The organism is Streptomyces violascens (assembly GCF_014649955.1).
Lineage (GTDB): Bacteria > Actinomycetota > Actinomycetes > Streptomycetales > Streptomycetaceae > Streptomyces > Streptomyces violascens.
This window is the reverse complement of sequence record NZ_BMUA01000002.1, coordinates 1-15,218: the sequence shown is the minus strand read 5'-3', so window position 1 is coordinate 15,218 and position 15,218 is coordinate 1. Positions and strand designations below refer to the sequence as shown.

Here is a 15,218-nt window from a genome sequence, read left to right as displayed (position 1 = left end):
TTTCGCCGACATACAGGACCTCACACATGCCCACGTACCAAGAGATATTGGCGACCGACCTGTCCACATTGATCACGGCGGTGACGCAGTGGGACGAAATGGCGGGGAAGTTCAAGGAACACGAGACGCTGTACCACGACAAGGTGCACACCGTCACGCTCCCCACGTCGTGGGTGGGTGAGAGTTCACGGGCCGCGAACGCCATGTTCGACATCACACTCAACGAGTACAAGAAAGCCCAGACCGAGGCCAAGGCGATGGCCTCGCTTCTGAGAGACGCCCACACGCAGTTCGTGGACCTGCGAAAGAAGGTGGAGTCCGAACGCGATGCCGCCATCAAGGACGGCATGACCGTCTCATCCACGGGACACGTCACGTTCGACACCAGCAAACTCGACCAGTCGGAGCTGAGCGCCTACCACCACGACCCCGACTACCAGCGGTCCGCACAGGAAAAGGCGGGCAGTTGGCAGTCCCGTATCGACAACGCCGTACGGAGTGTGTGCGACGCCGACGAGGGGTTCGAGGTGGCCCTCACCGAGGTCGTCAAGGACTCCGTCATCACCGACGGCACCAGCAACGGGTTCAACGGGCAGGCCAAGGGCGACATCGAGCAGTACGAGGCGGACGAGGGCAAGGACATCGCGCTGCGCGTCGATTCGGGAGACGCGACCGCGCACGACTATCAGGAGTTGCAGCGCCTGTTCCGCGACAATGCCGGCGACAAGGTGTTCAGCCAGACCCTGCTCGACAACCTGGGCGCCGACGGAACCCTGAAGCTCTCCAACTCCCTCGACAGCCTTGCCTACTACAAGGACAAGAAGCAGAGCGGCCAGTATCTGGACATCCAGAAGGGCCTCGCCACGACACTGTCCACGGCGACCAAGGACCCCGACTCCGCGTTCTACAAGCACTTCCGCAGCGAAATGCAGAAGGCCGGTACCGAGGAGTTCAAGCTGGACGGCCTGAGCAAGATCCCGAACGAGCGGGTCCGGGGCTACCAGAGCCTGGTCACCCTGATGCAGCACGGGGACGGCTATTCGGGCCAGTTCCTCAAGGACACCGCGGACGACATCCGGCACGCGGAGGTGTCGTACACGGCCAAGGGGAACCTCGATTCGGTCTGGGCCCTGCGGGACAAGTTCAGTGGCGGCGACCGGGGCTGGTTCGCCAACGACCCGCTCGACGGCGTCCTCGGCATCATGTCCCACGACCCGGCGACCAGCACCGCTTACCTGGACCCGGCCCACAGCGACAACCTCAAGTACCTGCTGCACGGCCGGGATTGGGACACGGTCGTGGACCACTTCGCGACGCCGCCCGGCGGCACCACGCAGGGCATGGCGGTCACCGCGGAGGACGGCGACGTCCGCAAGGGCTTCGGCGCCGCCCTGGAAGCCGCGACGACCGGGAACGCGCCGGGCGCGTATCACCCCATCGGACACCACACGACGGCGCAGGCGAGCATCCTGCAGCAGACGATCGACACGCTGAGCGCGGACAACCACGCCCAGAAGCTGCCGAAGAACCTCACCGAGCCTTTGGCGCACATCCTGACGTCGTACACAGCCGATACACACCAGACGTTCGCGAACGACGCTTCGGCCTACCAGATCCCCAAGGACGATCCAGGCCGCGTCTGGTCCGACAAGGACGGCGCGCACATGGCGGTCTCAACCAACCACCTGGCACAGCTCATGCGCGGAATAGCCGATGATCCCGAGGCTTTCGGACATCTCTACGGCGCGGAGCAAAAATACTCTCACGACGTCCTGGCTGCTATTCCGCAGAACGCGGACAACATCACCATCACAAACCGCATAGCCGAATCCTCACGGGCCATAGGAGGCTACGACGCCATCCGGTCGGACATCATCTTCGACGAGCGCTTCAAGAAGACCCAGTGGGCAGCCGACTTCAACCATGGAATCGGCTCCTCCCTCAGCACGGCACTGATGTTCAATCCCGTGTCCAGTCTCAGCCCTGTGGGAGATGCCGCCACGAAGGCCGTCGACCTGTGGACGTACGAGTCCAACAAGGAACACACGGCCGAGGCGAATCTCGCGGCCACCAGTGAGAACGCCAAGACCTACGAGGCCGGACAGCGCGACGCGGAGCACATGGTCAGGCTGTGGGGGCAGAGCCGCGGCCACGACATCGACAGCGACTACACCAAGTTCATCCTCCGCGGCGCCCAGGACGAATACGACAAGGGCCGTAACGGCACACTCATCTACCTCCGCGCCGACCGCTGACGCCCTGCGAAACGGCTCTCGACAGAATGAGCACCATGCAGAAGATCTCCAGACTCCGACGAATCCACCCCGGCTGGTACGCGGGGACATTCATCGCTGTTCTGGCCATAGCGGCCCAAGTCCTTTACAGCACCGGCATATACGACTCCTGGCGCAACAGCCGATCGGTGGACCAGGCCTGCGGCGGAATCCTGGCACAGGGCGATCTCGCCACGGCTCTGGAATCCTCCGAACTGCGCGCGAAACCCCTTGATCTCGATGACGGCTACCTGGCCCATTGCCTGGTACTGAGGGCGGATTCCGGAAGGAACGGCTCTCTGGAGATGTCTCTGCGCTGGAGCACTACCAAGCCCTCGTCCCTGGAGGCCTTTCCCTCCGGCTCCGACCTCGACAACGGGGCCATGGGGCAGGTCGCGCCGCTCGGCGGGGGCTGGTCGGGCATCGTGCGCAATGACGGCAGTGCGGCTGTTCAGGTCGCACTCGACTGCCGGAACGACAGGAGCAAGGCGCTCGTCGCCTACGGGTCTTTCGCCGCACCGGGCTTCGCCCCGTCAAAGAGCGCTGCCGCCCTCACGGGACTGGGCAGGGTGACCACGGAGACCGCCCGGAAGACGGCGGCGAAGTACGGCTGTGAGGCGAGCGGCGGCGAAAAGCTGACCACGGTGTCATCGCCTCCCTACGGCGCCGGGCCCAACCCGGCCAAGCCCCTCGGCCAGGCGACCGGCTCCTGCGCCGCGTTGCGCACCCTCGCTCCGACGGCGGCTCAGCACGACGTCCCGCAGGCCATGGAGTACCCGGCGGACGCCCAGGCCCCCCAGGTGAACTGCTATCTGGCCACGCCGTCCACGAAGCCCGGGTACGGGCTGTACGCCTTCTACGGCACGAGCGCGAAGATGTTCCGCGCTGGAGCCACCCGCTGGCTCACGTCTCCCGGCGGGGACAGGACCTACGCCTCGGCCACCGCCAAGTGCCCCCAGTCCACCGAGCCCGCCGCCTTCGTCATCACCCACCTCCTGGAGCTGCACGGCAACGACATCACCCACCCGGTCCCCCACTACTCCCCCGACTTCGCGAACACCGCCCTGAAGGCGTTCGCGGACAACGAGGCGAAGCAGCGCGGGTGCACCGGTGTGCGGATGACGGCCACGCCCTAGCGGTCCTGCCGAGGGCGCCGGGCGGGCTCGCGGGAACCCGCCCGGCGCGGCGGCGCGCTACGCGCCCTGGGAGAGAAGGGAGCCGTGCGGGTGATCGCTCGTACGGGGTGCCCCGGCCGCCCCGGGCGGGGCCGGCGGCCCCTCCCCGGCGGAAGCCGCCCCGCTCGCCAGAAACGCCAAAGGCGCAGGCCAGATCGTTTCTGCACCTGCGCCTCGTAGTGGGGCGGGTGGGACTCGAACCCACGGCCGACGGATTATGAGTCCTTTTCGGATCTTCCGGCGGCTTCCTGATCTCGCCTCGATCTTCCCGTATTCGCAGGTCAGCGACCTGCAACCGTTCTGGCTCTGCGCTGGCCTTCCTGATCCTTCCGGGTCCTTCCGTCCCCTACGTGTCCCCTGGAGACCCCCGAGAGCCCTTCCCCTGGAAGCGGATCGGGGTGCTTAGCTGAATCGACGCAGGTTGTGCAGTGCGGACAATGGAGGAGTTGAACTCACGGACAGCGGAGTGCCTTACCGATGAGAAAGGCCTTGCCCTCTTCGCCCCCGAGGGACGCGGCCAATGACAACACCCCTTACGTCCGGCCATGCCCTGTCCGCACCGCGAGCCGCCGTCCTGAACATCGTCGAAGTCAGGTACAGCCAGTCCCAGATGGTCGACCTCTGCTACACCGGTTACTCCGGCCCGCCAGGCCCGCTGTGCCGCTCCGTGATCGACAAGTCGGACCTGCCACATGGTCGGCTGGGGCCGCGCCAACCACGCGGGACTCGGTGACGCCGACGTGCTCCAGGCTGTCATCGACAAGCGGGCTCTGCCCGTCGACAACGAGGCGAACACCGACGGCAACAGCCGCTTCTACGGCACCGAGCTGATCAACGCCGGTGACGGCAGCGATCCCTGGCCCAAGGCCCAGGTCGACGCGGCTGCTCGCTGGGCAGCGGCCCTGTGCCGCGCACATGGCTGGAGCGAGCGGTCCGTGATCGGCCGCAAGGGATGGCAGCCCGGCAAGCCCGACCCTTCCTTCTCCATGAACGACTTCCGCGCACGTGTCGCGCGCTACCTCAACGGCGGATCCTCGGGCGAGAAGCCGACTCCGACCGTTCCGCCCTTCCCCGGCGCTTCCGCGTTCGGCGACGGGAAGGTCAACGACTCGATCCTCCTGATCGGCCAGCAGCTCGTCCGCAAGGGATACGGCCGTCACTACAGGGTCGGCCCCTCGCGCGACTGGGGCGAGGCCGACCGCCAGAACACGGAGGACTTCCAGCGCGCCCAGGGCTGGACCGGATCCGATGCCGACGGCTACCCCGGCCCCGAGACCTGGCGCCGGCTCTTCAGCTGACCGCCCCATCTGATCAAGGAGTACCCGCATGAACGTCTACGCCTCGTTGCTGCGTACGGGTGTGCCAGCTGCCGTCGGTTGGCTTGTCGCCGTGGCTCTGCGACACGGCCTCGAACTCGACGAGACTGCCGTTACCGGAGTCCTGACCCCGGTTGCCACCTTCGTCTACTACGGAGTCTTCCGGCTCGCGGGAGGAGCACCTGTCGCCGCGATTTGGCTGGCTCCTGGGCTATGCGCGGCTGCTGGTGGACGCATATGGCGCGAAAAATTAATCTCTCTATGGCCAATTAATTCGATTGGCTCCTATTTCTAGGGAAGGCTATCTCGGCCTAAATTCGGCCGGTTCCCGGGTGGCTGTCAATATTTATATAAGGGCGGCGGGATCGCGGTGGCCATGGCCGCCGCGATCCCGCCAAGAATCCTTTTGCTTCCAGGGCTGACTATGGCCCGAGAAGTTCATCCTTAGCGATGGCGAGAGCCCAGTCCGTAAACTCCGACTCCAGCGTCTGGCCCAAGGTGTCGAGTTTCCAGTACTTGCCCGCACTATAATAGATGTGGAGCATTTCTCCACGACCCCCGGGGGTGGTATCCCAGAATTCGACGACATGGCCGTCGAGGTCTGATGAACCGTCACTGATTGCGACCGTCTCGATCAGCGCGCCATGATATCGATAATACGTCAACTGGGCTCCTCAATTGATTGCGTTTATGGCTGCTTGCGGTCCGCGTACTCCCTGAATGAATAGAACATCCAGTCGCCCTGGCCTCCCGTCTGCTTAAACATGGCGCCGCCCCACGGAGCAGAGTACTCGATGATGTGGTCTCCGTTGCGGCTCACGTACCGCTGCACTGCGGACCGCTTGTCGTTGAGAATCCCATCCAGTGCCTCTTGCCCTGCATCGCTCCATGTCCACGGGTTTTTCTTCCCTGAAGGGTACGGCCATTGTCCAGTGTTCGACGTGCGATTAGCGTGCTTCTGGAGCTCAAGGCCGGCGCGCGTGAAGTTGTTCTTTTCTGGATTCTTTCCCAGTGCGGAGAGTTTTTCCGTGGAGAAAGACTCAGCGATCTCAGATAGCGCATCGGAGGTGGCCGCGGTCGAGCGAGCTAGGGCACCCGCAGCTCCTTCCTCCTCTGCGGCTACGGCCGCCCCGGCGGATCCGGCTGTGCGTCCACCCAAACCGCGGGAGGCTCCGGCCATTCCTATTAGTGGGCCGAAGCGGACCATGGATTTGTAATAGGAGTTCCTCAGGTCGCAGATCCACCCCGCTTCGTCGGGGGTGCAAGGCAGGTCGGGAACTTCGGCAGCCGTGGTCGGCAGATTGTCTACGGTTTCGCAGCTGCTTGCCATGGCCCAAACGCATACGCCATTGACTTCGTATTGGTAATGCTGCGGCGTAGGCTTTGAGCTGGCCTGGGTTATTGAACCCCTATTTCTATTTTTGAGCTTTCGGTAGGTGGGATACTTGGACTCCCAAGTTTCGCCGCTGAACGTGTCAGGTGAGACATGTTCTTCGACAAATTTCTGCTCATCGCTGCAAGGGTTACAGCGTACTGTGTACAGTCCGGTGGGGTCAGAGAGGGTTACTGGATTGTTTTCGGCGTATGCGTAGCCAGTCAACGACTGGGGTTTATTTGATTCGAGGACGGGGTCGACCGAAATGAATCGGCCAATGATGGGGTCGTATTCGCGGGCGCCGAGGTGGGTGAGTCCAGTGTCGGCGTCCTTGGTGCCGCCGACGAAGCCCTTGTCTCCGGCCCAGATCGCGGGTTGGTCACCACGTGGTGCGCCGAAGATTGTGGTTTTGCGGCGCGTGACGGTCTGAGTGGCGTCGGCGGAGATCTGGGTGTTGACGGTGCCTTGGTGGTTGTCGAGCAGGTAGGTGAGTTTGCCACCGGTGCGCATGGCGACGGTCTGTCCGGCGGCGCTGTAGTAGCGGGTGCCAGTGACAACGCCAGCCTGATCGGCGTGAAGTTCGTTGCCGCCGGGGAGGTAGAGGGTGGTGCCGGTGGAGTCGCGGCGGATGAGGCGTTGTCCGTCGGTGTCGTAAAGGTAGCTGGTGGTGTTGGCGCCGTCGGCGAGGGTCTTGAGGTGCCCCTCGTCGTCCCAGGTCAGGTTCTGCGTCCTTGGGCCTGCGGTCCGGGTCTTGGTGTTTCCGGCTTCGTCGTAGGAGTAGGTCTCCTCGTGACTGCTGGCGCCGGTCTGGGTGACCTTGGGTAGCTTGTGGGTGCCGTTGGCCGGTTCGGCGTACGTGCGGGTGGTGTCAGAGACCGGGCCGGATGCGGTCTTGTGCTGGGTTTCGGTCTTGCGGTTACCGACAGGGTCGTAGGCGTAACTGGTCCAGAAAGCGTCTGGGCCACCCACTACATCAGCCGACGGTGCACCGGCGCATTGCTCGCCGGAATTAGTCCAGGCTTCCGTGATGCGCTGCAAGGCATCGGTGGTGAAGCACTGGGTGTCGGTGGTGCGGGCAGTGTCCTGACCGAGGGCGGCGGCTATCGAGGTGATATTGCCAGCCGGGTCGTAGGTGTACTTGGTGTCGTCGACGCGCTTAGGAGAGGTGTCTTTGTCCGTAGTGACGCGGGTGGGCCTGCCGGTGTGGTCGTCGTACTCGGTCGTGGACCATACATGTTGGCTGAAGGCGCCGTATCCCAGGCGGGTGGCGCGGCCGTAATGGTCGTATGTGACGTCCGAGATCAGAGGGTCGTTGCCTGCGTGCACCGTATTGGGCAGCCCGTGGACGGCCGTGTAGGAGGTATTGACGGTCTCTTCAGGGAGGCTGGCGAGGGCTGGCTGGTAGAGGTCGGTCAGCTGGTTGCTGTTGGCGTTGTACTGGGCGTACCACTCGTAGGTTCCGGCCAGCTTGCCTTCGCTGGCAGGTACCGTCACTGCGGTGTCGTTAGGGTTGTACAGGTCGTCGTAGCTTTTTACCTCAGCAGTGAAGGCGTTGGTGCCGTCATACCGGGTTGACTTCGCTGGCTTGCCCTTGGCTGCGGTGTCGTAGGTCCAGGTAGCCAGAGTTGCCGCGCCGTTCTTCCGCGCAGTGGGCCGTCCGAGGGCGTCGTAGTCGGTGTGCAGGGTGATGCCGCGAGCGTCTGTGGTGTCTGTTGTTCGATCGCCCTGGTCGTAGACGATGTCCGATGCGCCCTTGTCCGGGTCGTCGACATGCGTCTGGCGGCCGCGGGAGTCGTAGCGATAGGTCCACTTGGCGCCGGACGGGTCAGTGAGCTGTTCGAGGCGTCCAAGGCTGTTGTACGTGTACAGCGTGGACTGGAAGTTCTTGCCCTCCGCGTCCGTGTACTGCCTCTGCTCGATGGTGCGGCCGAGAGCATCGACAACGGTCGTGGTGGTGGTGCCGCCCTTGGGAGGGACGACGGTGGTGGTGTCGCCGGTATAGCGCGTAGTGGTCCGAGCGGTTTCGTCCCCGAACCGCTTGCCGATTACGACCGTGGTGCGGCCAGCCCCGTCGAAAATGGTTTCCGCGGAGGCTGGGTAGTCCGAGGACTCGGCGCCGGTCACCAGTACGGGCTCGGCCTTACCCGTCGCGTAGTAGGTCCCGGAAGAGCGATTGGTCTCACCACGGGTGTTGTAGAACATCTCGGTGATGAGCCGTCCGGAGCGGTCGGGGGACTCAGTCTGGGTCTCCCGCGGGCGCAGGAGGCCGTCGTAGAAGGCGTAAGTGGTTTCCCGCGCGTCGTCGTGGGTGAGTTTGGTGCTGGTGACGACGTTGGGTGCGTCATTGTGGATCTGGTAGTCGAACGTGTAGTTCGCAGAGTTCGGGTATTCGCTCACCGAACGCGTGGGGATCCAGGTCTTGATGACGCGGCCAAGTCCGTCGTACGCCGTCGTGGTGACCTTGCCGTTGGCGTCTGTGACCTGTGTCGGCTGCCCCCGCAGTGGATCAAGCAGGGTGGCCACCGTGTGCCCGAGGGGGTTGGTGTCCAGCTTCTTTGTAGCTGCTTCACCAGAGGCTGGGGTGAAGGCCGTGGTCGTGACCTTCCCGTAGGCATCTGCCGATGCCAGCGTCCTGCCGTATTGGTCGTAGCAGAGTGTGGTCTTGAGCGGACCGCAGGTGCTGGGGATGGAGGTGACGGTGTCGTAGCCCAGCCCGGCGCCCTTGATCTTTTCAGTTTTGGTGACTTCGCCCTTGGACGGGGCGCTGTTCACGTCAGTGTTGTTGTCGTAGTACGTGCGAGTGTCATCAATGGTGGCGTCGCGGGGTGTGTCGCTTGCCGTGCCGCATGGCAGGGCGACCGTTTTGGTCTGGGAGACAGTGTCCAGCAGCCAGATCCCTGTGTTGCGCACATAGATGGTGGTGGTGCACCGCTCGTCCCCGGACTTTGCGACGTCGCCGGCCTGGGAGACGGTGTCCGGCATTCCGTAGCTGTCGTAGTGCCGGGTCAGCTCGGTGGTGCGGGTGCCGTCGGTGACGGTGGTGCGGGTGGTTTCCTTCTCGGTGCCCGTGTGGAAGGCCTGGAGGTCTGGCAGTCCGGTGCGGGGCCGACCGGCTGTCTTGTCCGAGCGCCAGGGAGTGTAGGAGGTGGCGGAAACGAGTGGTCCGCCGTCGCCGTTGTAGGTGGCGACCTCCCGCTTCATACCGGCGAACTGCTCTCGGTCAGCCACGCTGACGCCGGCGGAGTCCTTCACTGCGGCGCCGTCAATTCCCCGGAAGTAGCGGGTCTCCGTGAGTGTCCGCTGTTCCTTGTCGGCGCCCTTGCGGGTCTGGACCCGCTCGTAGCCGCGGGCGACCGAATATGTGCGGTCTTCGGGTTTAGCGAACTCGTCCGTGCTCTTGACCCACTTGGCGCCATCAAGATAGCTGTACTCGGTCACGGTGTCCGGCGTGGTTGCCAGATTGTCGCCTTCGATGACCCGCTGGACGACGTAGGAGTTGAACCAGTCCTGCTTGGCGGTTTCTCCCTCGTAGTGCCATTTCACGGGGAAGCAGCGAGTTGTGTTCGTGCCGTCGGCCGCTGGCAGGGTGGTGGCGGTGCAGTCTGGGTCGAGGTAGTCGACGCCGATGGTTGCACCGGACTCCGTGGTGATCTGCGACATGCGCAGCCGGATGTACGGGGCCAGCCCATCGCCTGTCTTGTCGACCCGGTTGGCCTTTCCTTGACCGGTGAACGTCACAGGTGGCAGTGGGGTGGTTCCGCCGGCCCTACCCGTTCGCGTGATGGACTTCAGCCACATCGGATAGGAGATGCCATCCCCGGCGTTTGCGGGGAAGCCCTGGTCAAGTGCCCAGGAGTCGACGTCCTTGTAGACGCCGCCGGTCAGGACCCTTGTGGTGATCATGGTCAGGCGCTTACGCGACCAGAACGTGGGTGAGAACTGGCCCTTGCATTCGGTCGCGCCATCCTTGCAGTACAAGTCATAGGGGACATCAGGCCAGTTCAGCCGGTTGGTCTCGTCGAACGTTCCGCATGTGGTGAGGCAGCGTTCCGAGACGTCGAACTTGACCTGGCCCATGGCCTTGGCGGTGTACACGCTGTCGGAGCGGAGGCCGTAGTCGATGCGGTCGAGCCAGCCGCCCCGCACGTAGGAGGTGGGAGTGGCCTTGCCAGTGCTTTCAACTACGTTGCGGCCGTAGTTGTTGGTCTCGGTGTTCCAGTAGTAGGACATGGCATTGCCATGCAGGTCGACGACGTAGTCGAGCTGCCAGCGCCAAGCTTGCTGGCACCAGGCGGAGGCGAAGGAGGCGTTGTAGCAAGGTTCGCCAGGCTGGTTACCGAAGACAGGGACGGTCCAAGTGGAGTTGGTAACCGGGTCGGGGTCTACCTTGTCCTTGGTGTCTGGGTTGTCTGCGCGCCAGCCGGGAAGCTTGTTCAGACCGAAGAAGTACTGAGTGCCGTCGGGTGTGGTGATCTTCCAGTGCTCGCCTGCCCCTCCTTCACCGTTGGCCCCGGCGGTGCCCTTGTCGCCGTTGTCGGCGCCAGTGAGTTTCTCGACCTTCTCGCCCGAGTCGTCTGCGGGGTGCCAGCCGGTGGCCTTGTCGTAGACCAGCTCGGTGTTCTTGCCGTTGAGCGACAGGGTGGCGTTGTCGTTGTACCAGCATTGGTCGCCGATTTTGGTGGTGTTGGTGCTGCTGGCCTTGTCGTCGGAGCACGCCTTGTAGCGGCGTTCCACGAAACCGGGTTCCATCGACCAGCCGTCACCAAGCCAGCCACCCTGGCTGTTCGACGCAGCGGTCTTGCCGTCCACCGCCTGTGAGCTGTAGCTCAGCCCGAGTGAAGGCTGAAGGCCGCCCGGCACCGACGGCACGCCGATCGGGTAGGACCAGTTGAAGGCACCGCCAGAACCGCCTGCACTCCAGGCCCCCGAGGCTTCCAACGGGGTCGCCTTGTAGTCGCCAGAGCCACCAGAGTTGCCTGCGGTGGCGGCGAGCACCGTCGCACTGCTGGCCGCGCTGCGGGCGAACATCGGTGCGGCGCCTGCCAGGCTCACGTTGGCGGACAGGGTGTTGGCTTTGGTGTTGTTGGTCGTCACAAGCGGTGTGCCGACTTGGCACTTCGCCTCGCCGGGCGTGGTGAGGGCACACGCGGGGAGTTGGACCAAACGCAGGCGGGCAGCCCAGTCGCCTCCGTAGGCGCCCTTGAAAGCGGAGTAGTCCAGTTCCACCTGTGCCGAGCCGGGCCTGGTGGCCTTGTCCGCTCGGTTGACGGACAGTAGTAGGCCGCTGATGCCCGCCTTCTGCGCTGTCGCGTGATCCGCGACCGTGACCTTTATCTTGGTTGGGTCTGCCTGGTTGAAGCCTCGCTCGCCTGTGCCGCTCGTGACGGAAACCGGCAGAGAACCGGCCCGCTTCTTACCAACAGGCTGCTCACCTGGCTGAGAGCCACTCCTTGTGGCTGACGCCGCATCTGGGGCCGCGAGGTCAATCTCGGCGGTGGCGGCGGCCGGCCAGGTGACCTTCGGCTTCTTCCAGGGGTTGGCCGCAGCGTCCTTCCGCTTCATCCCCCCGGGCTGAGCCTTCTCCACGTGCACAGCCTTTGGCTGTTTGAGCCCGGGTAGACCGGGATCCTTCCCCTCGGCCACCGATACCGCTGGTAGCACCCCCACCGTAATTGCAGCGGCCGCAGTAACGGCCAGTGCACGCATGCCGAATCGGCTCACGTCCCACCCCTTGCGCATCTAAAAAATGATCGCCGGAGCGTACCAAGCCGTGTAAATCGAGTGTCAACTTCCCTTTTTCATCGGCAGGTGCAGAGGAAATCAGAAGCCCTGCCGAGATGACACACAGGACACTTACAGCTTCTTTACCTCCTCTGGTTGTTGCAGGTCAAGCGAGGTGGGCCATTGAAATCTAAGAGCAACCTGTGCGTCTGCTTTGAGTCGAAAGATCATGATTGCGGTCATTTATGGATGTAAAGTAAGTGTGCGCGAGAGGAATCTGATGGTGCGTCTCGGCGACCGATTCTGGCGCTATAGAGTCGCCTTCAATTTGCTCTATCGAGAAAGGGTGGATGAGGTGTACAGGCGACAAGTCAGAATCTGGCCGAGAAACCGCTCGCGCATACGCGCCATGTCCGTGCTCCTTGCTGCAGGGGTTGTTGCTCCTGCTGTGGTCGCGCTGCCAACCGCAGCGGCTTCGCCGATGGCGGCTCCGGCGGTTGCTTCGGCGGAGCCGGATCCGGTGGCGCGCGGTGTCATGACCGGGGAGGAGTACGCGCTGCAGCAGGCCAAGTCGACCGGACAGCCGTATGAGTTGACGTCGGCGCGTACCGAGGCGACGGATACGTGGGCGCAGCCGGACGGGTCGTTCTCGGTGCGTCAGTACGGTCAGGCTGTGCGGGTGTGGCGTGACGGTGTGTGGGTGGCGACGGATCCGACGCTAGGGTTCGCGGCGGATGGTTCGGTGGTGCCGAAGGCGTCGACGGTCGCGGTGAGGTTCTCCGGTGGTGGTACGGGGCCGATGCTGTCGGGTGCCAAGGACGGGCGGACGCTGACGCTGTCGTGGCCCAAGGCGCTGCCCAAGCCCACGCTGAACGGGAACGTGGCGACCTATCCCGAGGTGCTGGCCGGGGTGGACCTGCAGCTGAAGGCCGACATCGAGGGGTTCTCTCAGCTCCTGGTGGTCAAGACGGCCGAGGCGGCGAAGAACCCGGAGCTCGCCCAGCTGCAGTTCGCCACGAACACGGTCGGCCTGGACATCGCCAAGGACGAAGAGACCAAGTCGCTGGTCGCGACGGACCCCTCGGGGCAGACGGTGTTCACGAGCCCGGCCCCGATGATGTGGGACTCCAGTACCCCTGCGAATCCCCCCACTCCCGCCGCGGCCCCTGTGGCCAAGCGTGCGCTGGCCGCAGGGGAGGCCGCCAGCGCACCCGCCGACAGTTTCGAGCCCGGCGCCGGAGCCAAGGACGCTCCGATGGACGCCGAGATCACCGGTGACAAGCTGGCCATAACCCCGGACCAGAAGCTGCTCACTGGATCCGGCACCACGTACCCGGTGTACATCGACCCGACCTGGGGCTGGGGCGACCGCCAGAAGTGGAGCTGGACCCGCGTCTACAACAGCTATCCCAAGCATTCCTATTGGAACGCGAACGACGTGGTGCGGGTCGGCCATGAGAGCGACACCAACGGCACCTCACGCTCCTTCTTCCGCGTCGACACGAGCTACGTGAGCGGGGCGCAGATCCAGTCGGCCACCTTCCGCCTGCGGAACGTATGGTCCTGGTCCTGCCAGGACGCCCCAGCCACGCTGTACCGCACCGAGGACATCTCTCCCGCAACGACCTGGAACAACCAGCCCAAGAAGATCGGCGGTGCCCTGTCCACGTCGAAGGAGTCCAAGGGCTGGAGCCCTTCGCAGTGCCCCGCGGGCAACCTGGAATACGACGCGACGTCGGCGCTGCGCGACAGCGTCGCCGCCAACGAGGTAAGCCTCACGCTCGGTCTCTACGCCCCCAATGAGAACGACGTCAACCAGTGGAAGAAGTTCGACCAGAAGACGGCCGTGCTGGAGGTGAAGTACAACAACCCGCCCAAGAAGCCCGACCACCTCACTACCAGCCCGGCAACCAGCTGCACCGCAGGCGGCACCATCGGCAACACGCCCATCAGCGTCGCCGCCCACGTCGACGACAAGGACACCGGCAACCTCAAGGCCCACTTCCAGGTCTTCAAGACCGGCACCGCGAAGGCGGTGGTCGACACTGAGATCCCGGCCCTCAACAACCGCTATGCCTCAATCACCCTGCCAGGCGATGCAGTCCCCAGTGGTGACTACACGTGGAAGGTCCAGACCCGGGACCAGGACAACGCGACTTCGCCCTGGAGCGACACCTGCACATTCACGGTGGACCGTGAACGCCCCAGCCAGCCGCCGACCATCACCTCCACCGTGTTCCCCAGCGGCGACAAGGGCTGGCCGGACGAGCCCAACGGCAACGTGAACGACGACGGCCACTTCACCTTCGGACCCAACGGCGTGAAGGACGTAGTGGCCTACCACTGGTGGACCGACACCGACCCCCGGGTCAACGTCTCCCAGGCCGGCACCGCCTGGACCACCGGCGCCGCTCCACCGAACGCCGGCCCCCACCTTGTCTACGCCTTCAGCGTGGACAAAGCCGGCAACCGCTCCGACACCGCCAGCTACCTCTACTACGCCGACCGCAACCAGACACGGGACCAGCCCGGCGACCTCAACGGCGACACCTTCAAGGACATCTGGAGTGTCGATGCCAACGGCACCCTGCTGACCTACGCCGGGCACGGAAACAAGGAGTTCTCGGTCGCCACCAACGGCGGCGGCGCCTTCCCCGGCCAGCAGGTCGCCGCCAGCGGCGACTGGAACGAGGACGACAAGAACGACCTCATCGCCCTGGAACGCAACAGCGAGTCCGGCAAGAACACCTTGCGGATGTACCCGAACAACGGCCGCGGTGTGATCAACCCCCAGAGCGAGGACGTCAGAACCCTCAAGGTGGCCTGCCCCAAGCCCGGGGTGATTCCCCCCAAGTGCCGTCAGACCCCTGGCTGGACAGGCGACGATCACTGGTCTGATGCCGATCAGGTCCTCGGCGGTGATTTCAACAAGGACTCCATGCCGGACCTGCTCGTCAAGCAGGGCAAGCAGCTGTGGGTGTACTACGGCAACCGCACCCAGAACCTCGACACCGTCCGTGCCCACCCCATCCCCGTCGGCGGCAGCGACTGGGACCAGTTCACCCTGGTCGCGCCCGGCGATCTCAACAAGGACGGCCGTCCGGACCTGCTGATGCGCAAGAACAGCAGCGGAGAGCTCTACCGCGCCTACGGCGAAGCCGACCCCCTCGACCCCAACACCGCCGTGAACTACGCAACCTGGGGCACCGAAGGACACCGCACGAAGATCGACGGCCCACTGCTGCCTCAGGGGGACTACCCCACGCTGGGCTCCTCCGGCGACTTCGACGGCGACGGTACCGCCGACCTGTGGGGCCGCAAGGCGGACAACACCGTGACCGGCTGGCCTGGCCTGGCC

General features: G+C 64.4%; 6 protein-coding genes and 1 pseudogene. 5 read left to right on the top strand and 2 right to left on the bottom strand.

Translation table 11 applies throughout. From position 1 onward, the window contains the following. The first annotated feature begins 26 nt into the window (after positions 1-26). The 4 genes and pseudogenes from IE206_RS05170 (at position 27) to IE206_RS05155 (ending at position 5,059) form a co-directional block, all read left to right on the top strand. Positions 27-2,255 (top strand): hypothetical protein, encoded by a 2,229-nt coding sequence (locus IE206_RS05170; RefSeq protein WP_189960820.1) that lies wholly within the window; start codon positions 27-29, stop codon positions 2,253-2,255. Between the two features lie 35 nt (positions 2,256-2,290). After that, positions 2,291-3,409 carry a hypothetical protein gene (locus tag IE206_RS05165; protein WP_189960819.1) on the top strand — a complete coding sequence of 373 codons (1,119 nt, stop codon included), beginning with the start codon at positions 2,291-2,293 and terminating at the stop codon, positions 3,407-3,409. Positions 3,410-3,968: 559 nt separating this feature from the next. Further along, a pseudogene (locus IE206_RS05160) lies at positions 3,969-4,746 on the top strand (peptidoglycan-binding protein). Between the two features lie 28 nt (positions 4,747-4,774). After that, positions 4,775-5,059, top strand: a complete 285-nt coding sequence (locus IE206_RS05155; RefSeq protein WP_189960818.1) for a hypothetical protein — start codon at positions 4,775-4,777, stop codon at positions 5,057-5,059. Between the two features lie 127 nt (positions 5,060-5,186). Here IE206_RS05155 and IE206_RS05150 read toward each other — a convergent pair whose 3' ends face one another. Together IE206_RS05150 and IE206_RS05145 are read right to left on the bottom strand one after the other, a co-directional pair. Then, the gene (locus IE206_RS05150) at positions 5,187-5,429 is read right to left on the bottom strand and encodes a hypothetical protein (RefSeq protein ID WP_189960817.1); all 243 of its coding nucleotides are present in this window, start codon (positions 5,427-5,429) and stop codon (positions 5,187-5,189) included. A 23-nt stretch (positions 5,430-5,452) separates the two neighbouring features. Further along, the gene (locus IE206_RS05145) at positions 5,453-11,860 is read right to left on the bottom strand and encodes an RHS repeat domain-containing protein (protein WP_226598802.1); all 6,408 of its coding nucleotides are present in this window, start codon (positions 11,858-11,860) and stop codon (positions 5,453-5,455) included. A 535-nt stretch (positions 11,861-12,395) separates the two neighbouring features. On the opposite strand from IE206_RS05145, the gene IE206_RS05140 reads away from it, so the two are divergent. Next, positions 12,396-15,218: FG-GAP-like repeat-containing protein (locus IE206_RS05140; RefSeq protein WP_189960816.1), on the top strand; the 2,823-nt coding region annotated here is incomplete at its 3' end.